The sequence below is a fragment of the Pseudomonas sp. QS1027 genome (assembly GCF_002814235.1).
Classification (GTDB): domain Bacteria; phylum Pseudomonadota; class Gammaproteobacteria; order Pseudomonadales; family Pseudomonadaceae; genus Aquipseudomonas.
The window spans coordinates 16,209-36,811 of record NZ_PHSU01000001.1; the positions used below are offsets into that span (position 1 = coordinate 16,209).

Consider the following 20,603-nt stretch of genomic DNA (forward strand, 5'->3'; position numbering starts at 1 on the left):
TACGCTCGTTACGCACGATGGTTCTCTCTTGACGGTTTTTGACGTGCAGGGCACTTACCAGATCCTGTCCGAGGATGACTTTGACAAGCTGATCGAAAACCTTCGATTGAAAATGAGTGGCTACATGCGTGAGCCCGGACACTCCTTGACGTTCGGGTTCGAGCGCGATCCCGATCGCGCGCTGGATGAGCTGATGCGCCTTGCTGAGCCACAAATCAACGCTGCTCGACGAATGGGTATCAATACCGAAGACATCATCATCGATCGCGTGAAGCGGAACGCACCGTTGGTTGCTTGGGAGCAGAATCTGTTGGTGGTCTACACCCACGCGAGCTGCATCGGCGTTGATCTGAAGCGCGAGCGAAAAGAGCTTGAGCAAGACATCCTCAAATACGAGATGCCGCGCGTTGAGTTCGGGCAAAGTCCGGCCCAGGTGCTGATGACGTTGAAGTATCGGCACGACACTATGATTGAGCGCGTACAGAAGGATTTTGACGGCTGCGGCGCAGAAGGTCGTCCGGGCATACTATTGAAACAGCTGAGCGCTCATGAAGCGACCAAGCGCATACGCATCATGGTAAACCGCGAAAGAACGTCTCAAAAGTTCAGACCGGTGTTGCCAGGCGACCGCTTTATTCCCCATGGCCGTGAGGATGAGAAAGACTTCTCTGATCTCACTGCGCCACTTGTAAATTTCCAGGTCGTGACGAATGACGTTGATACCAGGCGCTCGCTGATCGAGACCGACGATCTGTGGCATGGCAATATTGCCATGGAGCTTGGGCCACAAAATCCACAACTGTTCTCTTACTTGTTCAACACAGTCGCGCGGGAAATTCCGTGGCGTATCCGCATTGACCTGTCGCCAGGAGGGTTATCCGAAACCCGAGGGCGGCAGATGATGGCGGGTTTTGTCGGCATGATTGGTTCAAACAAACAGATTCGCCAGTCCTTCCTAGACCTGGAGGAGCGGAGCAAGATCGACGCCATCTGCTCGATGAAGATTACGGCTTCAACGTGGTCGAGCAGCGAGCGTGAAACCAAGCGTCGTATGGCGGCGTTGGAAAAGGCCATTCAAGCCTGGGGCATTTGCAATGTGACGTCGGTTCACGGGGATCCGGTTGCGGCTTGGGCTTCGACCATGCCGGGGTTCACTTTGAAGAACCCCGCGAATCGGATGGTTCCACCTCTCCCGGAACCAACTTGTGGATTGTGACTGCGGTTCCAGCGATGCGTTTATGTCGGCCCCGCCACAGACAAAACTGGTGTTTTTCAGGGCGAATCCGCTAGCGGTCGGATTCTGCTGAATGTACCCGTCCTGCGTTATAAGCGCTCCGCTTGCCTCTGCCTGGGCCAGCCCCGCATTGATGGAGTGCATACACAGGTTCATCTCGAAAACACTGCGAGCCAGGCTGACAGTACTCGGCATTACCGGCTGGGCGACCATCGACTTACCTTCACTGAACGCTTGCACCGAGGCGTCCACACCCAGGTTTGCGATCCCTACACCCATCAACGATGCTGCCCAGAGCATCAAAAGCTGCGACAGCGCCCAACCGTTGGCCGTCGGTACCAGCGCAGAAAGCCCCCAGACAATCCTGATAGGGTCCCATACCATGTGGCGCTGCTTATCAAATACAGCACCGTCGTGTGCCGATTGGGTGAGCTTTCGAAAAAGCATATAACCCGCGAAAAAACCTGCGATCACTAGCAAGGCCGCATTGGTCACCTGGAACACGCTGGCCAGCACCGTATCCCCTCCCCCTGAGCCACCTGTGGCCAGCGGGTTGTTGACCACGTTCCCATAGATAGACACCAGAGCTTCCCGGGATTTGTCGCCAGTACGCTTAGCTGCTTCAGCAATACCACTCAACGACGTTGAATCGGCCATTGCCGGCAAAGCACTGACAGCACCGATGATGCCAAACCAAACACGGATAAGCCCTTTCATGACTGGCTCCTTCCATTGGATCGGCTCGGTTTTTTGCTTCGTCGACGCCAGTTGATTTCCGGATTAATCAGCTGCCGGAACCAATCTCGGTAGTCGACCATGAAGTCGCGCACTCCCCCTCTTTCATGCACCGAAAGTCGCTTAGTTTTGAGCTGCCAGAGTCTGAGTTGCGCCTCCAGCGCGGCCATAAAGAACACTGGCTGGCTTACAAGGAGCGAAGCAGCCCCGAGCAATACGTCCTTGGGATGCCCGGAAACAAGTCCGCCCACGACAGCACACAACCCCGTTAAAGCGAAGAACACTCCAGCCAAAAGCGCCCAACGCTTTTTAATCAGAAATGACCGGTACAGTCCTGGCATCGATGGCGCATCAGCTGAGCGGGCAGCCATCGCTTCCTCAAACGATAAACCTGGTCGATCTTCATCACATGCACCACCTTCGGAAAGAATCCGCTTGGCCTCAGCGCTAAGCTCCTTCAGATACTGCACGTTCTCCTTGTTCCGCTCGATCTCACGCTTCGTCAGTGAGAGAGTCCTCCTCATCGCAGAGACGGGCATGATGACGTGCCAGACAGCCCAGAGAGAACTTTTCGCACCGGCTTTTGCAGCGTTCTTTAAGTCCATTACTGCCCCCCCATGCGGCCAGACACGGACTTGTACAAAGTCCCGAGAATCGGCGCGTACTCATCCCTCGCTGCACTGGCCAGAAGCTGACCCCCGATGATGTTCGTCTTCTGCAGTTCGTCCTTGATGCCCAACATCAGCCAGTTGTTCAACGAGGCAATACGGATCTGCTCACGCTGCAGGTTCTCACCGCTCAACGACTGCAGGTCAGCCTGGTACTCGGTGTTGGCATAGCGTCGGCCAACTTCGAATGCCTCAAATTCCCGAGCCGACATCATCCCGGTACTCTTGGCAGTCTCAGACGCAAATTCCTTGTAGTACGCAGCTGCTGCAGGAGAGATCATTGCCTCCTTCAACAGGTCCTTCGTGGCTGGGCTCGGCTGACTGTTTGCAATCCGCTGCTCTTGCGGATCCGCTGCGGCTGAGATCATCGCGTTGTACTGGTTCATCAACCCGACGTACTGGCTGCCAGCAACCGTATCTGCCTCGCCCTTTTTCAACTGCGGTGCGATCGAGCGACGAGTGGAATTCTGCACGTACATGCGTGCAGCATCGATCTGATCCTGGTTGAACGTCAGATCGGGGGCTTTGCCATTCTCTCCCGCCCCTGACAGCACCGAGTCAACTCGCTTGTCAGCACCAGGCATACTGGTCGATACGCCTGGACAGGCCTGTGCACCACCGTACGCGGCATAGTCATCAGCATCACAGAATTGAGCGTGAACCTTGGCCGCCCGGGATGAATCAACTTCTGGGGCAATCGGAGGGGAATTCAGTGCTTGGGCAATAGCCTTATTGCTCACCTTCGCTCCACCACCAGGACGCATACCGCCTTTCGCAGCTTGAGCAGATCCAGCGATCTCATTTGCACCGCCTGAAGCCGACTCACTGCAAATGTTAGAACCGACGAAATAGCGCTGCCGTGCTTCCTCAAGTTTACGGTTCTTCTCCTGGCCAACGCTGAACTCGCGCTGAGACTTGCCATCCGCCTCGATCGTACTGGATATTTTTTGACCGTTCTCGTTAACGGACGTGCCAATCTTTTGCAGTAGCTGCGATACGCTCGTATTCATCGCGCTGACTGCAGTCGTGGTTCCATTTACGGCACTGGTGACAGTCGTACTCATCATTGACACAGTCTGGATTAACGCCACATCGATCACTGGGAAGATCCCAGCGCTTGCGTTAAGGCTCATTGCCGCACTCGCTACAAACACGGCCAGTGGAAGCAGTTTGCGATTTGGCATTTTCACGGATTTACCTCCATTTCCTTGGCCAGCTTATTGAGGTATCCGTCAGCCAGCCTCTTTGCCAGCGTGCTCACCACGGACGCATCGTCACTGTCAGTTGCATCGACCTTCATTTGCTCGATCAACGGCTGAGCTGTGCCTGTAGGGAATTTCTCTGCGAGGAGTTTCCGAGCTGCGTAATCGCCGAGCCGCTTGTACAAACGATCCCGCAGCGCCACGTCCTCAAGCGTCGTCGAAAAGGCCCACAGCTCGATCGGACCCACAGTGTTGGTAAGCAGCTGCACGATGTAGCCGACCTTCGTTTTGAACAGCGCAAGAAAGTTGCCCCCAAGGCGCGGATCAGGACCGGTAGCTTCGCGTTGCAGGCGGCGAATGGCCTCTTCGGATATCTTGAATACGTCACGCAATACGTCTTCGTCGGCAGTGTTACCGCCACGCATGACGTACACCGCTGTCGCGGCATTCAACAGCGCAGCTGGGAAGTCGTAGAGGTATTGCGAAACAAGGACGACACGGATCCCCCATTTACGACCTTCCCTCGCATCTTTAATGCAGGTTTGGACGAAGGCATCCTGGCCCGCGGTGTTGTGGAACTCGTCGTAAGCAATGACCTTCTTTTCGTCTTTGACGTCGGCGATCCGCTTCATGTGATATTCGTGGTACATCGGCGCAACAACCGGGATCACCACTTCTTCGCGGAGGAAGTAGTTTTTGGCCGCCATTTGCCGAGCGAACATGTACATGATCGCCGTTCTCACGCTGCCCTCAGGGGTCTGTGAGCCAATCACATCGTTCAAGTCGATCGAAATCACGCGGGTTTCACCGCTTACCTCAAAACGAGTTCGACCGCTGAATAGCGCGTACTTAGAGATCGCCACACTGAAGCAGCGGGCCATGTATTCCAGTACCGGCTCGCCATCAGACGTTTTCGCGCTTTGATACAGCTGACGGACCGATTCGTCAGACAGGTAGGCTCCAAAGTCAGTGAATACAGGCACTGCCTGCCGCTGCGCGATAGCTGCTTCGCGAATGTAGCCAGCAGCAAAGAGCATATCCGTGACTTCCCACCAAGTCGCAGCGCTCCACCAGGAGTCATCGTGTTTGGCAAGTAACCCGGACTCAAGCAGTACCTTATCAACGATAAGTTCCACATGATCCTCGTACGTGAGAGCTGACTCCCCAGCACGTTTGCTATAGGCAATCTCGATCAGCTTATCTACGACCCCGGAACAAGCCGCCGGCGCCGATTTCGTTTTTGGATCCGTGCAAAAAAGCGTCAGAAAGTCCGATAGGAACTCTTTCTCACGAGAAGTTGGCCCACGAGCACCCAACTGGGTATCAGCAGGATTCACCGCAAACTCGGCCGAGTTCTGCAGGCGCATGTAAACCACTTCGTTTTTGCGATGCTCAGGCAACGAGTCTCGGATAAGGTTGATCAGCCCTGCAGAAGATGGCCCCACATCGATAATCGTCATCAGCGGAAGCCGCGTATTGCCCGCGCGGTGGATTGTTGCGCTGTTCATGGTGTTAAGCAGCACAGATTTGCCGGAACCTGGAGGAGCGGACAACGCTTCGATCCAGGTATCCTGAAGAGAGCTACCAAGCTGCACCACATAGATTTTTCCGTCCGGCGTCCTCAGTACAAGAGATCCGCCCTCGCTCCAAGGCGTAGCCGGCCGCTGGAACGGCATCATCTTCAGCGCATCAGCGGCACTATCGACGCATCGGATATCCGTCGTGCTCATCTCACTGCGCTGCAGCAGATGCAAGCGACCCTCAATAGCGCCGCACAAGGCTTCGTTGTCGGTGTTTTGAAGAAACAGGCTGGTGGCGGATCGGTGCCTGATGCGGAAATGGCGATTCAGTCTGCTTCTCAGCAGTACGAGAACACCATCAGCTCGATTGCTGCCACCAAGCAGGGCAACATCGCCGAGCTCGCATCAAAGCTAAGCGACTCGATCAAGGAAGGGGGATGGCTGACGCTTGGGGCCTGGTATCAGACTTTTGCTCAAGCCAATACCAAACTCTCTGACGCAGTCGCCGCGAAAGCATCGGTGTACGGTATGTCGGCAGATGGCGATCCCGCAATGCTCTCTGTTCTGGGTACTACAAGTGCGGCATTTCGAGCGCAGCAGTCGAGCTCGTCCTACAGCCCAGCCTTGGGTACCAGTAGTTCAGGTGATTACTCAAAAGGCGCCACCGGGTCTGATGCGAGCAAGGTTATCGGCTCCGTTTTTTTGGCTCCGGGCCAAAGACTCGTTAACTATCTGATCGATGTGAACGCTGGCGGGGAGGGCAGGGGTCAGCTCAATCCGTTGATCAAGATGAAAAATCTTGGCGACTACGCAATGGTTGCCGGCGAAACAGCTCTCGGAGCGTACGTAGCAGCCAAAACATTAATTGCTGTGAAGGATGGGCTTTCGGCCGCGGGATTGGCCGCTCGTGTAGCTAACGCGTTCACTTCGATTGGGGACGTCCTGGGAGGCGTCCTCGACGCAGTGTCTCCATTTGTGATCATGGCGGTCATTGCGTTGTTCATTCTGGGGGGGACGTTATCGACTTATCTGCCAATGGTGCCGTTCGTGATCTGGTTTGGCGCGGCAGTCAATTGGTTGGTCGTGGTGGGTGAGGCCATTATCGGCGCACCACTTTGGGCGATTACACACCTTGGTGGGGACGGCGACGGTATGGGCCAGAAGTCGGGCCATGGCTACATCTTTCTGCTGAACGTGATGGTGCGGCCGATTCTGATGGTCATCGGCTTTTTCCTCGGCGGTGCAGGGGTTGTTGCCGGCGGAACGCTACTCAACCAACTGTTCGGCATCGCGTTGGCTAACGCCCAATTCGACTCGATCACGGGTCTGGTCAGCATCGTCTTCTACCTGACGATTTACTGCTCAATGTGCTTAAACCTGGTTCATAGCTGCTTCAACCTGATTTACATCGTGCCAGACCAGGTCATTAACTGGGTTGGTGGCCACGCATCAGGCACTCTTGGCCGCGATGACAACGACAAGATGAAGAACGCACTCAACGTCTTCGGCGCCAAGCTTGAGCAGAATATCAAGGGCGGCGGTGGCGGTGGGAAGAACGCTGGCTCCGAAAAAGAAGGTAACGGGATGAAGGCTTGATGGGTAAAGGGCTGGAAAAGTTCTTCCAGCCCTTTATCAATCCCCCTTTGCGCTGTCAATATCGCGTGCTAATATCAACTCAAGAGTCCGTATTATGTCTACGATACAAAAGACAGCGCCGCTAAGGGGGCACACCATGAACATCGTTTGGTATCTGCTACGACCATTTTACGCAGTAGGCCTGTTCCCGGTAGCGCTGCTATTCGGGATTGTCCTGTTCAGTTCGAGCAAAGAGCCGGAGGTTACCGTCCCGGTGCTTCTGGCCAGTGCTGGCTATTTTGCACTGGGTTACCTGGTGTTTTCGGTGATCCCGAAATGGTTGAAAAATCGCCTTCTTAACCAAGTTCGCAAGTGTGCTCCGGATTTCAAGGTGGATTACGAAGCTGTGTCCTCGGTATTCAACCGATATGTTGGGTTCAACGGTGAGGCAAAAAAGCTTGTTTACGTCGATATCTCTGATGGAACCAGTGCTGTGCTTGATTTCCCCGATGTTAGTGCGTGGGAGGTCGAAACCAACAACGGTAAGCCGGCGTTGCTGAAGCTTATGACGTCGGTCGTGGCTCTTCCGCTGATCGGGATACGTTTTGATCGTCGCCAGTCGGACGAATTGATGGCCAGGCTCACGGCCTCGTTCGGCTGAAAAATCCTGGATCATGAAGGGTAGGGGAGAAGTATGAAGATCAAGCTTGCGATGGCTGTGTTGGGATGTTCAATGCTCAGCGCTTGCGGCCAGGTGGAAAACACACCGAAAGGCGTGCGGCCTGCCGTCGCGCAGTCGAGTGACCGTGCTGTGAAGCCGCAGGGCGCTCTGCCCGAGGCGGACACTAGCGTGAATCTTGATAGCTACGTGAGCTTGAATACTGAGGCAGGCGGGTTGGCATTGACGTACGTGCTGACTAGTCGATCGGGTGAGAAACTACCTGATTCAGAGTTGCTGAGTCGTCTATCACCGACATTTTTCCAGGAACAGGACAGCTTCAAACGCCAAGACATCGCCGATGCAGAGTTGCCGAAAGTAAAAGCTAAGTTGCGAACTTATAGAGCATCTGAATACTACAGTTTGCCATTTGGTGGCCTTGCTCAAGCCCCATTGGCATTGACGAATGTCACCCTTGGGGCTTACGACATTTCCTCTAAAAGTTTTCCTCTGAGCAGTTATGGCACGTCTTGCTGGTCAGGTTCGCTTCGGAATCAACAAGGAGTCTATCTGAAGACTCTCCCGGGTTCATTGCCGTGTGGGCTGCCAGTTGCTGATGAGAACACTGCACGCCTGATTGAGGCCGCACGGGCTAAAGGTAGATTGAGTATGCGCGGAACGGTCTATCTTTTCGTGCAGGGAGTTGAAGGTAGCACTGTAAAGACTGTTCCTGTGCATGCAAGTATTGATATTTTCGACACGATTACTAAAGATATTTTAAGTACAGTAAACCTCTAACCAACTTCTAACTAGCGTATCCCCGCGATTATTCGCGGTGGGTTCGCTTTGCCAAAAAACGCTGTTCAACCGGAAGTTTAACTAACAGGCTGGAGGTTTACTGTGCAAGAAAATCAAGTGGATCGTAGCGCTGAGAGTTTCCCTGACTGGGGAAATGGGGATGGTGAATTCAAGCACGTTCGTTTCATTCGACCAGATACAGATACGAGGATTTTTTCGGAAGAAAAAGACCGTTTGGAGTTGTCAGACAAGGATCCTGGCCGCCAGCATTCAGAGTTCTACCTCGACTGGACTGAAGCTGCCAGCATGGCGGCGCGCTTGCATGTTGACTTTGGAAACGAGCCACGAAGCGCTGAATACAGCCGGAATGTTGCAGCCATCGCGATTGAAGCGCTAACCGTGATGGCAGGCAGTTATTCCTGGGAGTTCTACGGCAATAACAAAGATTGGCATGAAACGGAGCTGATCAAGGATATTGATCGCCTAATGACGATTGATGAGCATTACAAAAGTTACGTTCAGAACTACGCGACCGGCGATCTCATAGATAAACTTAAAAAACTCGAGGTCGACACCACCAGCGTCTTGCCTGACAACCTGGAAGATCTGCCACCCTCGGAATCCGTTAACAGTCTCTCCGACACATATCAACAGAAATTCGAGGCATGGCAAGGTGTTATGGGCTCACTCGACTTCGAGAAGCCACGTATGGCCCTCCTGACCGTCGATCAGCGCCGTGCAGAGTACGAAGCCAGTCAGAGTGGCCCTGAGCGTTTTAAAAAAGTGCGTGCCGAACATGACCTGGTCAATGGATACGGAGCTATTAAACCAGCGCCTCCAGAAAAAGGTTCGTTGTCACATTGGGAAAATGAGTTGACGGAAGCGGCGAACAAAACACGGCGCCCATTGAGTGGATCGGAGTTCAAACAAATCGTGAGCTCGATCGAGAGCTGTTCGCGAGGCGCGGATATGGAGAAAGCCAAGGCGCGTGAAGTAACCGGTTTGCTGGCGAAGGTTCATGGTCCTTCTGGTGAGAGTCTTTTTCGAGATCCTGAACTGCGCGAAGCATATAAGGCGGCAATTACTCCTTATCGGAATAAGTTACAGTCTGGATCAGAAATAAATCAGGAGGCCGCTGAGCAAGTTTCGGTAAGAAACAATCGCGCTACCGGCCCTACGAGAGCGCGATAACCGTCAGAGCATAAATTATGGGCACAGTGAAGTCCTTGCTTTGCCCACCGAAAGAAAAAACGAATTTTACCGCGAAATCGGTATATCAGCGCTGTTGCCAGATGAGGTGGTCAGTATGGATCCTGAAGTTAAAAGCGCCCTTGAGCAAGAATGGAATACTCGTCAACGCGAACTGATCAAGGGGCGAGTCGATCAGGTTGAACTGGTAAAAGTTGATTTTATCGCGGCTCTTAAAGAACGCCGGGTTGAATTGAAGCAAGAAGCACAAGCTTCACGTGCTGGTAAGCCATTGCTCCAACGTCTAGCGGAGGCCTCGGGATTTGCGCTACCTGATAACTGGTTTGAACAAAAAAAGATAGACCAGGCAATCAAGGCTCTCACGTCGAGAAACCCAGACGCTACTTGGGACCGTCAGAGAACCTTTACTGATCGGGTGCTCTGGTCCCAGGTATTAGCTATTCGCGACTTACAAACTGGTGTTGGAGTTAATGGCGAGCGCCGCGATGAATGGGTAGCTGCTCAGGCACGTGACAGGGTTACAGTTGATGGCCTGCAGGCAGCTGCGGTGAAAAATGCAGAGGTTCTGCCGGCAGACATTGTTTCGGCCGGCACACTTGATCGTGCGAAAAGGGTTAAGGGTTACGTTAGATCTTTGACTGACCCAAAGGAGAATTTGGATTTCTTCGCTATTGAAGGGTTTGCATCTAAGGAAGCTCAAGTTCGTCTCAATAACGCGGATATTGAGAAACTGCGGTCACCCGCAAGTGAAAAAATTGAGCTAGAGCCGGTAAATCATACGGTAGAACTGAAAGATGTTAATCTTGACGTCGTAGCTTTGATGGACTCACTTCGGGAAAATTGGGTGACCACGCAACAGAAGATGATTGACCTTCGTGCATCCAATCGCATTGCGACAAAACTGGAGAACTCAGAGTTAGAAAGAGACTTTTCTCTTCGTCAAGCTAAAACCGATGTTCACCTTTATAGCGTTGCGGTCTACACACAAGGCCTGCACCGACCTTTGTCAGACCGTGTAAGAGAATTTTTTGGATTTACTCGCTCTTCGGAAAAATGGTCCAGTGAAGAGAATATCTATCAGCAAGTAAAAGCCGCCCTCAAGGATGCTGAAGAGCAAGTCAAGCGTCTTAGCGACGAAGTATCGATAGCGTCGCACGTTGCCACTCTCATAGAGAACGATCAGATGGCTACCAACGCTGAACTTAAGCAACTGGATAGTCCTGAAGGAAGGCAGCGTCGAGAAGAGTATGTGCTGAGAGAGGTCCGTAGACCTGGGGCAACTCAATCATTATGGGATGAGGTGCGTAGTGCAGGTTTTAACGGGGAGGAAATTCCTTCGTTCGCGCAGGATAATAGGGTGCTTCTAGAAACTTATAAAAGTGCTGTCGATTTAATATGGGGGCAACTTCAAGTCGATGCTTATAGCTCTGGAGAGGATATAAACGGTGAAGAGTGTAAGCGGTTTCAGGAGCGCGTTGCCGAAGCGAATGTCCTTCTGAGCGCTATCCCTTTAGACCGTGTTACGGGTGGTCAGGAGGCTATTGTCCAGTATCTGACAAAAAAATCAGACTCGGACTTTCTGCCTAACAGTCCGGCAGGCTTAAACCTTGGAGGCAGGGAGTCATCGTATTTACCTGAAAATGTTCTGGAAATATTACGCGCCGAAACCCCAGGTGCAAAAGTTGATTACTGGGCGAAGGAACTGACAGAGGCCGCCAACAACAACCGTCGACCATTAAGCGGTTCTGAGTTCAAACAGGTAGTATCTTCGATCGAAAGTTGCTCGAGAGGAGCGAGCATCGAAAAAGCGAAAGCCCGAGAAGTCGCAGCATTACTTGCTAAAGCTCATGGTCCCAGCGGTGAGAACTTGTTCCGGGACCCGGAGTTGCGCAGCGCTTATAAGGCTGCGTTAGCGCCAGACTCGACTGCTAGGCCTAAGCCAGAGTCGCCTGCTAACCCGAGTCGCACCGATGTTGTGGCTGACAAGGGTTCCGACATTTCAGGAAAGCCAAGCAAGCCGATGAGAATGCGCTAGGTTCGTTGGTATTTGTAAGCTGCTGGACGGCGGTCTTCGTGTGGCAGTTTACGATGTCATCGTAACCTATTGATACTTCGTATAATAGGCATTATGTTAAATTGCTAGCTGCGTCATAGATTTAATTAATATGGAGCAAAATATGACAGATTTTCAAACGACTCAGTCGTTGTCATTACCCTATGGTGAGAGGCGGTCGCGACTTGCGGTGCTGAATAACCACCAGTTGCCTCCCAACATGGTTTCATCAACGCCTGAGCGTCTGAAAACTGCGCTGGTAGCTCTTCAGATGCAGGCTCGTTCTGCAAGTGACCTGATTGGATGTTTTAGGACTGGTAACGAAGAAGACAACCTCAAATCAGCCGACGTTGCTCTAGACCGCCTGCGCAGTTCGCAAGAGGTCATGAAGGTGATGCCCCGAGAATGTTTTATTATTGTGGAAGCTGCGAGACTTCTGGGAAAGCCGATCCCGGACGTCAGTGTCCAGGATCTGGCATTTACTGGTCTGATCGCACTCGACTTCATCCAGTAAATGAACGGCGATTACCCGGTCATGAAACAACAGTTCTCGTCACGACAATGACCGCCAGTGGCATAGTTTTTTCATCAAAAACAAGCAGCGCCTTGCGTTGACTGTACTCAGCAGTATTGAGTCTCTTTTTGGAATAGATGCCCTGGATTGAGTTCTGAGTCGATTGGACTGTGCTCCCATTGCACGGAATGATCACACTCTCGCCGTGCTCCAGTTCACAAATTGCCGCTGTTTTATTTTCAGGTTGGCAGATAAGCATTCTTGTCTCCTAGACGTTTATTGGTACTGATTGATACCGGTAGCCGCCGGTGTATTGCATTCTATACTTATTACGTAAGTACGTACATACGTTACTGCGTAAAAATCCCTGCTCCATCCAAATAACTCTTGCAATAAATGGCTTCGCTGCTTTTGGTTAGACCTGCTTGATTGTCTGATCAAGGGTCAGCCCGGAAGCCGCATGCGGCGCGCAGCCTGCTTGCAGGCGAGCACCGAACGGGTGAGGACTGAAGCGCAGCGCCCCTTTACCAGGTGGCTGGTGATCAAGGCTCCCTCGGCGGTCATGGGGGTTGCTTCTCCCCCATGGCCGTTGGGGTCAGAGGCCGACTCGCTCCCTTCCTGGAGGGAAGGGCGGGGGGATGGGTATGGCCGCCGCCGGCGGCGCCGGTGGCCACCACCAGATGGCCGTGCCCTGCCCTGTTCTTTCCCGCGGCTGATCGCACACCTGGTGCACGCCGGGCGACACGCCCGGGCCAGCGCCTGATCAGCTGCTCGATGCCGGCGGTGCCGGCAGCTGCTGCGGGTGAACGTGCTCGAGGCCGGTGCCGATCGGCACGGCGCGGCCGGCAGTCGCCGGTGAAGCACATCCATGGGGTAGTGAGGAGTTGGCCAGCAGATCTGCGCTCGATCGGCGCGCTGTGGGTGGGCGACGTCCTGGGCCAGGCGCCGATGGCTATGCCCTCCCCTGCGCTGTTCTTCCTTAAATTTCAAGGTCAACGAAAAAGCCGGCAGGAAGCCGGCTCTTGAACAGCTAGTCCGATCAGCGCATACGCTGCGTTGCTTTTGCTTTATGCAGTGGCATATGAGCTAAAGAATCCGTGCTATCGGAATTTGTAGGAGGTGGAGGATCAAGTGTAATACGTATGTTTGGATTAAGTCGGCAAGTGGCCTCTTGAATAGCATCCCAATGCCGGAATGGTACAGTACCAACATTTAAAGGCCGAGGGCTAAACTCAAGATCCGCTGGGTGTGCAATTACTTTAAAATGCTGCCATTCGGGTTGATTCATCAACTTCGCCATCAAATCCGGACGTTGCATTAAAACTATATGCGGCTTAAATATTCCGAGGCTTTCGGGGTCAATCCCCTCGGAAATGAGTAATCCTCTGAGTGTCGACTGAACTTCCTCCATAGAGCTCTTTGAAAGCCGTTGGAATGTAATGAAGTCATGATTAGCCATGTCCTCAGGCTTCATCATCAGCGGGTTTTGCTTTTCATTTAATTTCACTAAAAAGTCAATGACCGTGAAGTCCAGACGATGTTCGTTCGCATAACTGCGCGCAGCCATAAAAGCTTCCTGCTTACTTTGATATCCGTACAACGCAGAAAAAGCTCCTTCTATGGAGCTTTTTGTTTTAAGTCCGCAATCCTTTAATGCGATGGAGCGCGGCGCGTTACCTTGGTAAAAGTAAAGTGTTGATAATTCAATAATATGTTCGTTCTTTTCTTGCTCATTCGTGTTCGCTACTTTCACCATTTTTTGTCCAACCTTGAATCAGAACTTTCTCAACGCTTTGGTGGTCAGCAACAGTGCTCACCGCGTCGCGCATAAATTTTTGACTCTGCTTTGAAGTCATATTCAGTCTGCGCACAGCTTCGATCCATCGTATTACTGGTCTTCCTGGCTTACCGCCATGTTTGATCAAGCGGTAAGCCGACGGCGCTGACCTACCGGTCAACGTAGCAAACATCTCTAGGTCCTGCGGCGTTTCAGCATCGAACCCAAGGTAGTCAAAAAACTCCTTAATAGCGGGTGGGTGCTCAACCGGCGAAGACTCCGGATAACTTTTATACGCATAGAGGCACAAAGCTACAGCTGGGTCGCTGATAGGTGCGCTGGAGCGCTCCTGGCTGGTCAGCTCTTCCCATTTCGCCTTCTGCAAACCGAACGCATCTGCTGCCGCCACTTTTGATAGGCCATTTTCAAGGCGCCACCTTTCGAGGTCGGTTCCGCAGATCGGCTGAAGGGGCTGTTTGGTCATGTCCACTCTCTTTTCATTGATGGTAGCAAAGAAGCATCGCTCGGTAGGAAATTTCTGTCCCGCAGCCGGGAGATAGGTTTCCCCGCATAGAGATTTTACAGATCTTCCAAAATGCTGCTATTTTGCATAGTATACACAATACAAAAGAACGGCAGCACGCAAACGGCACCACCTTGGACCCTCGTTTTCAGTAGTAGTTCAGGACGACTGAAGGCGAGGACAGAGGTAGCTATCACCACAGGCATAGGGAGATCCCCATGAGCGCAGAGTCGGACGCACAATTGCAACAATTTACGGACGCTGTCTACAGTCAAAACGACTCGGGTAGCGTTCTTGAGGGCCAATCGCCACTAGGGGGGATCGAAGCCCGGTCGGTCAGGTTTACCCAATGGCGCGATATGATGCTCGGGGATTCTGATGCGGTCCCTGAGATCCCAGAACGATTGCTGCGTCATTGGGTCGACGGTGACATCGCGAGCTTCAGGCTTCTCTCGTCAATGGACGAGGAAATTGCCGCTGACAATATCTCCGCTAACTTTCAGAACTACGAAGCTTATCGCGTTGAAATGCAGCAGTTGGCTGGCGATGTGGCGGCCAAGGTAGAAGAGCTCAAGAAGGAGAGTTTACGCCGCGGTGTTGAGCAGGACCGTGTGACGGCCAAAGACCTCGTCGCCCGCCTGCGTGATACAGACGCCCAAGCGAAGCTGCCCAAAGATACATCCGGACTCAACGGGTTTTCCGGTGGCGAGCGGCATCCCGACCAGGCACCTGAGCTGCCTACCGCAAGCAAGGTGCTTGAAAGCATCACCTATAAGACGCGGCCGGACGGCAGCGTCCTCTACCTGGTGAGCGAGCGGCCTGCGTTCATCGATCATGGTCGTCATATTATTGTCGAAGACAAAGCTCTAGACGACGAGGAATCCATTCTCGGCGCCATTCTTCTTGCTAAAGAGAAGTACGGCGGCGCGTTCTCCTTGACTGGGACGGATGAGTTCAAACGCAAAGCACTTGAAGTCATGCTGAAGAACAATGTGGAGGTCCGTCTCAAAAGTCCTGCCCAAGAAATGCTTTTGCGGGAATTGGCCGTCGCGTATCCCGGCTACAAACTCCCGCCCTCAATACCAAAATATACGCAAGGCGCTACTGGCGAAACGGTTCAAGACGAAGCACCAGTCAACGCTGATGGGCCGGCCGCTGTGCATTCCAATTCCGGTCCCAATTTGGTTGCGGTCAAACGGGAAGATCCAAAGCCAGTAAATCGGCTGGTTGGCAGATTGGTAGAGCACGGTGTCGCACCGTATGATCACGAGAAAGGTAATAAAGACAGTTACTTCGTCGTACTCGAAAACGGTGACGGCGAGTTGACGACAACTTGGGGTGTAGGTTTGGCCAAGGCGATGGCAATAGCGTCTGTCGCCGGCGGTGAAATGATTGAGCTGGTTAACAACGGCAAAAAACCGGTTACTGTCGAAAAAGACATCAAAGATGATCATGGAAAAATTGTCGACACAAAAACAATCAATACTCATCGTAATGAGTGGATCGTAGTTACTAATCGCGCAGAGGTTGATCAGCACTTTGTCGATCTCAAGGAGGAGACTCCACCAACGTTGACATTGGTCGAACCTACCTATCGATCAGTTCTTGCTACCAGTGAGCTCACGCCAATTTCCGCTATGGATTGGTGGCAAGTGCAGCAGGCCGTAATTGAAAGTTGGAGCACCGATGACGGCGAACGCGATGCCCTGCTCCTCGAACTTGGACCTGAGCCCGCCGCAGAAGCCTACTATTGGTTTGATAAAAGCGGTAACCAGGTCGTTGCTCCAACTAACGCCAAGGATCTGCTGGTTATCTTCGAGCAGACTCGTACAGCAATAGATTCGCACACAGCACAGCAGGAGAGTCAGATGACAGAGCAAAATGCTAGTCCGGGTGTTAATCAAGAAAACGGCGACGATCAGAAGCTGATTCTTCGCGGAGTCAATAAGGTAGGTGAGGACTATGACACCACCGTGCTGCTCTTTAAAGGTCGGGGCGATTATCTCCAAGGTTTCATGAAAGTTGACGGTGTTAAACATCAGGTTATCGCGCATCTGAACGAGCGTAAGCCAGATTTGGCTACTGGTGAAATTAAGCCGAACTTCATAAAGTTGTCCAAGGCAGTTGGCCAGGGTGATGACACAAAATGGGAAGAGTTCGGCTTCGGTAATGCGCTGAACAAGCGTAATGACCAGAAGCCTGTTTATTTCGATGATGTGTTGTTCAGCATCGGCGGCAAGACTCTGAGCGCACGGATCACCAAAAACGTCGACGAGGAAATGCACCGCAAGTTGGGCTTCGTGCAAGAACGCGTTGCGCGTCCAGAACGAGCAACGACTGGCGAACAGCAGGCCGAGGCAGCGACTGACCCAAAGTCGAAGGCGCCGGCGGCACAACCGGAGGCGCAGCAGCCTCCGGCGGCGGCCAGCGCCCCAGAACCCAGCGCCCCAAAAAAAACGCGTAGCCGCGCTCGAGCTTGATTGAGCTGCCGCCTTCTCCACCGAGGATCCGTTATGAAAATTGTGGTCAGTGCCCTTCTACTTCTGGTTTGCATGTCTGCGAACGTGAATGCAGCAACATGCCGGAGCGGTGAGGCCGCTGTTCGTGGTAGTGAAAGCGGATATGACGAGGATAAGAAGGCGGCAGAACAAACCGTTGAGGACGAGCTTTCGTTTTCAGATGTTTTGGAAAAATGCGTGGGTGGCGTAACCGGAATCAAAGCTGGACCGACATACGGTCCGTCAGAAATATTTGGGGATTGGGCTGAAAAGATTTTCAACCAAGTCTGCAGCTTGGCCCGTGACAAGATTAATGACACGGTTGATGGTGCCACGGAATCCAGAATGGGAAGCGCACTACAGAGCCTGTACTCCAATTACGATAAATACGCGGGAACAATCAATTCTGGTTCACCTGGCACAGTGCCAAGCAGTATAGGAACGGTTTCCAATCTTAATTTTACATCGACCCCTGCGGCTGTCCAACCTACGCAGGCTCCAGTCACACCGTCGGGAAGTACATCTACTTCTGATGATAGTGCGTTCTGGAATGACATTTGGAAGTAAGGTCATGCCTTTAATTTGGGTTTTGCTGGTCGCACTGCTCCTTGGTGACTACATGCTTTCTGAAAATTTGAACAATTCCGAACAGGCCGCAATTTCTGCAGAGAACGAGGCAATTTCCGGGAGCATGCAAGTCTATAAAAACGCAATAGTTAAGTACGTTGAGCTTACGCCATCGGCATCCGGCGCAATCCCTGATTCAAGCTTAGGTTTACCTACTTGGTACTCGCGATTTCAAGGGGTTTCCAATTACGTGGCTTTCGGAAAGGTTTACGTCTATTACGTCGGCCGTGGGGAGTTAGCCTCTGTCATCGCCGATAAGACAGAGTCGATGACTGTCGGAATTAATAGGGGAGGAGTATTGATGAACCCTCGAACTGGTAATACCGGCATTGCACTACCAGACGTGATTCCTGAGTCCTCAGTAGTGATCATGCAATGAACATTATTCGTCTATTGGCAGCAGCGTTTATTTCAGCATCGGTGCCACTTGTAGGAAACTGTGAGGTACCGCCTCCTTTGTATGGCCAAATTGCATGGCAAGAGGGCGTTCCGGTAAACTACCTCTATGCGATCGCCCAGACTGAAAGTAATACGGAGCTGACCATAGGATTTTATCCTTGGCCTTGGATATTGAACGTCGCAGGAACACCGAAGCGTTTCGCTACATATCAAGAGGCATGCAGTGAGGCCAACAGCGCTGTGGCGAAATACGGCGGAAAGTCCGTAGACATCGGGATCGGCCAACTGAACTGGGGTTATAACGGGCATAAGTATTTCGCGACGCCGTGTGACTCGCTCTTTCCGCGAAGAAATTTGGAAGTCGCCGCAATGTTGCTGCGGACACATTACCAGGCAACAGGGGATTGGCTCGAAGCCGCTGGAATGTATCATCGCCCTGCTGGAGGTGAACCCGCGCGTCGTTACAAAAAGGAAATCGAGCGCCGGCTTAGTAAAATTACAGTTGCACCAGGACAGAAGGCACCCTATGTCGTCACAAAATGAACAAGGGCGAATTTCGGTAGAAGGAGCACACTCTGCAGGTAGCCCTTTGCAGCAGGTTCTGTTGATTAAGCCTTTTGAGTTTCAGGGGGATTTTAGCCCCCATAATTTCAAACGGTTCTTGAAGTACTGCTCTGATAATGGCGTTTCTGACTTGACTATCCAAGGCGGTGATTACATTTGGGCTGAAATTCACGGTCGTCAATGCCGGGCGACGTTGCACACGATAAAACAGGGTCAACTGCCCACTCTTATTGCAACCGTATGGCAAGCTGAGGTTGAGGCGAACATTCGCTCAGGTAAGGGCGCTGACAGAGCCCTTGAACTGCAAGGTGAAGAGCTGGGCATTGAGCGCGGCGGATTCCTCAGATTTCGCTGCAACTTCATTCAGGCTCGGGTTGCGAAGCTTGATGAAGCGTATTCGATTACGATGCGCATTATCCCGTCCGATCTGCCAGACATCCTAAAAATGGGTATCGAAAACGAACTTTTCGAAGCCATGTATCCTAGTCAGGGTTTGGTCCTCGTTTGTGGTCCTACCGGATCGGGTAAGACGACGTTGCAGGCAGGCATCTATGGCTACGCGGGGGAGCAAATGCCCGATCGCAAGGTTGTTACCTACGAAGATCCGATCGAGTTCGTCCTGGGCGGCGCTCATTGGAAAGGCCCACAGCCGTCTCAATCGCAAATTGGCCGGGACATTGCGACGTTCGCACTAGGTTTGAAAAATGCGATGCGCCGGAAACCAAGTATCATCGGTATCGGCGAGGCGCGGGATCTGGAAACGATGGACGCAATGATTGAGGCGGGATTAAGCGGCCACCTTTGTTACGCAACAGTACACACCGAGTCGGTTCCTGAAACGATCAACCGGATTATCCAGGTTTACCCGCCTGCGCAGCAATCGGCTGTTGCCTCGCGATTGATGGGATGTTTGCGAGTGATCGTAGTTCAGCGATTGCTCAAAACCGTCGATGGAAAGCGACAAGCTATTCGCGAGTACGTGGTGTTTGACCGTGATCTACGGAATGAACTTCAAAATCACCCATACGAAAGGTGGGCATTAGAATTGCGGTTAAAACTTGAAGAAGCCGGCGCTACGCTAGACGACAAGGCGTGGGCTTTATTCGAAGCTGGGCGTGTCGATAAAGAGGAGTTCATTGAGCTCGCGGGGCACAAAGCTTTCCGTACACGTTCTGGAGTCGCTGCATGAGCGCTTCAATTTGGCAACACGCAGGCCGGTCGCCGAAAATTATCGGTATCCCTTGTATGGCTTTCCTACCCATATTCATTTGGATGTTTCATTGGGCATATTGGACGTTTGCGCTGGCTGTAGGCACGATCGTTTTTTTTGCCGTGCTTGCTCGTTTCGGTCTGACTTTCAAGGTGCTTTGGGGCAAGGCTCTGCACTTTGTGCGGGGATCCAGAATTTTTGCGAGGCCATGGTGGTATCGCAACCGGTTCAAAGATCTCGATTAGAAATCCCCTTTCTTATCGTCAATAGAGGCTCCGTATGGGGCCTTTTTACGCTTTGTTGGTCAAGGGTCAGCCCGGAAGCCGCATGCGGCGCGCAGCCTGCTTGCAGGCGAGCACCGAACGGGTGAGGACTGAAGCGTAGCGTCCCTTTACCAGGTGGCTGGTGATCAAGGCTCCCCCGGCGGTCATGGGGGTTGCTTCTCCCCCATGGCCGTTGGGGTCAGAGGCCGACTCGCTCCCTTCCTGGAGGGAAGGGCGGGGGGATGGGTATGGCCGCCGCCGGCGGCCGGTGTAGGCCGTCATCCACAAATCCACGGGCTGTGTTAGGGGATGGGCCAGGGGATCCCCGTGCAGGCGGTGGGGTTCGTGGGTGATCGGTGCTCCTGCAGGCGCCGGCGGCGCCGGTGGCCACCACTAGGTGGCCGTGCCCTGCCCTTAATGTGCTAAAGGCCGGTACCGGTGCCGATCGGCACGGCGCGGCCGGCAGTCGCCGGTGAAGCACATCCATGGGGGAGAGAGGAGTTGGCCAGCAGATCTGCGCTCGATCGGCGCGCTGTGGGTGGACGACGTCCTGGGCCAGGCGCCGATGGCTATGCC

The 20,603-nt window shown here is 52.9% G+C and carries 19 protein-coding genes; 12 read left to right on the plus strand and 7 right to left on the minus strand.

Annotated elements, in window-relative coordinates; genetic code table 11:
- Nucleotides 1-1,012 precede the first annotated feature (1,012 nt).
- Genes CWE01_RS00090 through CWE01_RS00105 form a run of 4 tightly spaced genes read right to left on the minus strand, consistent with a single transcriptional unit; the run spans nucleotide 1,013 to nucleotide 5,593 of the window.
- The gene (locus CWE01_RS00090; protein ID WP_100938488.1) at nucleotides 1,013-1,951 is read right to left on the minus strand and encodes a DotA/TraY family protein; all 939 of its coding nucleotides are present in this window, start codon (nucleotides 1,949-1,951) and stop codon (nucleotides 1,013-1,015) included.
- The gene (locus CWE01_RS00095) at nucleotides 1,948-2,574 is read right to left on the minus strand and encodes a hypothetical protein (protein ID WP_100938489.1); all 627 of its coding nucleotides are present in this window, start codon (nucleotides 2,572-2,574) and stop codon (nucleotides 1,948-1,950) included. The genes CWE01_RS00090 and CWE01_RS00095 overlap by 4 nt, the downstream gene beginning before the upstream one ends.
- Nucleotides 2,574-3,821: a conjugal transfer protein TraW gene (gene traW / locus CWE01_RS00100; RefSeq protein ID WP_100938490.1), complete on the minus strand. Its 1,248-nt coding sequence runs from the start codon at nucleotides 3,819-3,821 to the stop codon at nucleotides 2,574-2,576. The genes CWE01_RS00095 and traW overlap by 1 nt, the downstream gene beginning before the upstream one ends.
- A gap of 2 nt (nucleotides 3,822-3,823) precedes the next feature.
- The gene (locus CWE01_RS00105; RefSeq protein ID WP_256579291.1) at nucleotides 3,824-5,593 is read right to left on the minus strand and encodes a hypothetical protein; all 1,770 of its coding nucleotides are present in this window, start codon (nucleotides 5,591-5,593) and stop codon (nucleotides 3,824-3,826) included.
- Here CWE01_RS00105 and CWE01_RS00110 point away from each other — a divergent pair.
- The 6 genes from CWE01_RS00110 (at nucleotide 5,588) to CWE01_RS00140 (ending at nucleotide 12,166) form a co-directional block, all read left to right on the plus strand.
- Nucleotides 5,588-6,955, plus strand: coding sequence for a DotA/TraY family protein (locus CWE01_RS00110; RefSeq protein ID WP_256579292.1), 1,368 nt, complete (start codon nucleotides 5,588-5,590; stop codon nucleotides 6,953-6,955). The genes CWE01_RS00105 and CWE01_RS00110 overlap by 6 nt on opposite strands.
- Before the next feature lie 136 nt (nucleotides 6,956-7,091).
- Nucleotides 7,092-7,595, plus strand: coding sequence for a hypothetical protein (locus tag CWE01_RS00115; RefSeq protein ID WP_100938506.1), 504 nt, complete (start codon nucleotides 7,092-7,094; stop codon nucleotides 7,593-7,595).
- Between the two features lie 33 nt (nucleotides 7,596-7,628).
- On the plus strand, nucleotides 7,629-8,390 hold the full coding sequence (locus CWE01_RS00120; RefSeq protein ID WP_100938493.1) for a hypothetical protein: 762 nt from the start codon (nucleotides 7,629-7,631) through the stop codon (nucleotides 8,388-8,390).
- Between the two features lie 102 nt (nucleotides 8,391-8,492).
- Nucleotides 8,493-9,581: a hypothetical protein gene (locus tag CWE01_RS00125; RefSeq protein WP_100938494.1), complete on the plus strand. Its 1,089-nt coding sequence runs from the start codon at nucleotides 8,493-8,495 to the stop codon at nucleotides 9,579-9,581.
- A gap of 115 nt (nucleotides 9,582-9,696) precedes the next feature.
- Entirely contained in the window at nucleotides 9,697-11,634 is a 1,938-nt protein-coding gene (locus CWE01_RS00135; RefSeq protein WP_157815168.1) for a hypothetical protein, read from the plus strand.
- 142 nt (nucleotides 11,635-11,776) lie between these two features.
- Nucleotides 11,777-12,166 carry a hypothetical protein gene (locus CWE01_RS00140; RefSeq protein WP_100938497.1) on the plus strand — a complete coding sequence of 130 codons (390 nt, stop codon included), beginning with the start codon at nucleotides 11,777-11,779 and terminating at the stop codon, nucleotides 12,164-12,166.
- Nucleotides 12,167-12,185: 19 nt separating this feature from the next.
- Here CWE01_RS00140 and CWE01_RS00145 read toward each other — a convergent pair whose 3' ends face one another.
- The 3 genes from CWE01_RS00145 to CWE01_RS00155 all read right to left on the minus strand — a co-directional run bounded on the left by CWE01_RS00145 (nucleotide 12,186) and on the right by CWE01_RS00155 (nucleotide 14,427).
- Nucleotides 12,186-12,425 (minus strand): hypothetical protein, encoded by a 240-nt coding sequence (locus tag CWE01_RS00145; protein WP_100938498.1) that lies wholly within the window; start codon nucleotides 12,423-12,425, stop codon nucleotides 12,186-12,188.
- A 780-nt stretch (nucleotides 12,426-13,205) separates the two neighbouring features.
- Entirely contained in the window at nucleotides 13,206-13,922 is a 717-nt protein-coding gene (locus CWE01_RS00150; RefSeq protein WP_100938499.1) for a hypothetical protein, read from the minus strand.
- The gene (locus tag CWE01_RS00155; RefSeq protein ID WP_100938500.1) at nucleotides 13,897-14,427 is read right to left on the minus strand and encodes a hypothetical protein; all 531 of its coding nucleotides are present in this window, start codon (nucleotides 14,425-14,427) and stop codon (nucleotides 13,897-13,899) included. The genes CWE01_RS00150 and CWE01_RS00155 overlap by 26 nt, the downstream gene beginning before the upstream one ends.
- 257 nt (nucleotides 14,428-14,684) lie before the next feature.
- Here CWE01_RS00155 and CWE01_RS00160 point away from each other — a divergent pair, with 257 nt between their 5' ends.
- The 6 genes from CWE01_RS00160 to icmT are packed head-to-tail and all read left to right on the plus strand — an operon-like array spanning nucleotide 14,685 to nucleotide 20,009.
- Nucleotides 14,685-16,946: an LPD7 domain-containing protein gene (locus tag CWE01_RS00160; RefSeq protein ID WP_100938501.1), complete on the plus strand. Its 2,262-nt coding sequence runs from the start codon at nucleotides 14,685-14,687 to the stop codon at nucleotides 16,944-16,946.
- 33 nt (nucleotides 16,947-16,979) lie between these two features.
- Nucleotides 16,980-17,531 (plus strand): hypothetical protein, encoded by a 552-nt coding sequence (locus tag CWE01_RS33230; RefSeq protein WP_157815169.1) that lies wholly within the window; start codon nucleotides 16,980-16,982, stop codon nucleotides 17,529-17,531.
- 4 nt (nucleotides 17,532-17,535) lie between these two features.
- Nucleotides 17,536-17,970, plus strand: coding sequence for a type IV pilus biogenesis protein PilM (pilM, locus tag CWE01_RS00165; protein ID WP_157815170.1), 435 nt, complete (start codon nucleotides 17,536-17,538; stop codon nucleotides 17,968-17,970).
- A complete protein-coding gene (locus CWE01_RS00170) occupies nucleotides 17,967-18,533 on the plus strand; it encodes a hypothetical protein (RefSeq protein WP_177410440.1) in 567 nt (188 codons plus the stop codon). The genes pilM and CWE01_RS00170 overlap by 4 nt, the downstream gene beginning before the upstream one ends.
- Nucleotides 18,517-19,743, plus strand: a complete 1,227-nt coding sequence (traJ, locus tag CWE01_RS00175; protein ID WP_218274264.1) for a plasmid transfer ATPase TraJ — start codon at nucleotides 18,517-18,519, stop codon at nucleotides 19,741-19,743. Before CWE01_RS00170 ends, traJ begins: the two co-directional genes overlap by 17 nt.
- Complete coding sequence (icmT, locus tag CWE01_RS00180; RefSeq protein WP_100938504.1) at nucleotides 19,740-20,009, plus strand: IcmT/TraK family protein; 270 nt, start codon at nucleotides 19,740-19,742, stop codon at nucleotides 20,007-20,009. The genes traJ and icmT overlap by 4 nt, the downstream gene beginning before the upstream one ends.
- Nucleotides 20,010-20,603 lie beyond the last annotated feature (594 nt).

Coding starts and splice junctions, on each gene's coding strand:
- CWE01_RS00090 (WP_100938488.1), bottom strand. CDS start 1,951: ATGAAAGGGCTTATCCGTGTTTGGTTTGGCATCATCGGTGCTGTCAGT.
- CWE01_RS00095 (WP_100938489.1), bottom strand. CDS start 2,574: ATGGACTTAAAGAACGCTGCAAAAGCCGGTGCGAAAAGTTCTCTCTGG.
- traW (WP_100938490.1), bottom strand. CDS start 3,821: ATGCCAAATCGCAAACTGCTTCCACTGGCCGTGTTTGTAGCGAGTGCG.
- CWE01_RS00110 (WP_256579292.1), top strand. CDS start 5,588: ATGCAAGCGACCCTCAATAGCGCCGCACAAGGCTTCGTTGTCGGTGTT.
- CWE01_RS00115 (WP_100938506.1), top strand. CDS start 7,092: ATGAACATCGTTTGGTATCTGCTACGACCATTTTACGCAGTAGGCCTG.
- CWE01_RS00120 (WP_100938493.1), top strand. CDS start 7,629: ATGAAGATCAAGCTTGCGATGGCTGTGTTGGGATGTTCAATGCTCAGC.
- CWE01_RS00135 (WP_157815168.1), top strand. CDS start 9,697: ATGGATCCTGAAGTTAAAAGCGCCCTTGAGCAAGAATGGAATACTCGT.
- CWE01_RS00140 (WP_100938497.1), top strand. CDS start 11,777: ATGACAGATTTTCAAACGACTCAGTCGTTGTCATTACCCTATGGTGAG.
- CWE01_RS00145 (WP_100938498.1), bottom strand. CDS start 12,425: ATGCTTATCTGCCAACCTGAAAATAAAACAGCGGCAATTTGTGAACTG.
- CWE01_RS00150 (WP_100938499.1), bottom strand. CDS start 13,922: ATGGTGAAAGTAGCGAACACGAATGAGCAAGAAAAGAACGAACATATT.
- CWE01_RS00155 (WP_100938500.1), bottom strand. CDS start 14,427: ATGACCAAACAGCCCCTTCAGCCGATCTGCGGAACCGACCTCGAAAGG.
- CWE01_RS00160 (WP_100938501.1), top strand. CDS start 14,685: ATGAGCGCAGAGTCGGACGCACAATTGCAACAATTTACGGACGCTGTC.
- CWE01_RS33230 (WP_157815169.1), top strand. CDS start 16,980: ATGAAAATTGTGGTCAGTGCCCTTCTACTTCTGGTTTGCATGTCTGCG.
- pilM (WP_157815170.1), top strand. CDS start 17,536: ATGCCTTTAATTTGGGTTTTGCTGGTCGCACTGCTCCTTGGTGACTAC.
- CWE01_RS00170 (WP_177410440.1), top strand. CDS start 17,967: ATGAACATTATTCGTCTATTGGCAGCAGCGTTTATTTCAGCATCGGTG.
- traJ (WP_218274264.1), top strand. CDS start 18,517: ATGTCGTCACAAAATGAACAAGGGCGAATTTCGGTAGAAGGAGCACAC.
- icmT (WP_100938504.1), top strand. CDS start 19,740: ATGAGCGCTTCAATTTGGCAACACGCAGGCCGGTCGCCGAAAATTATC.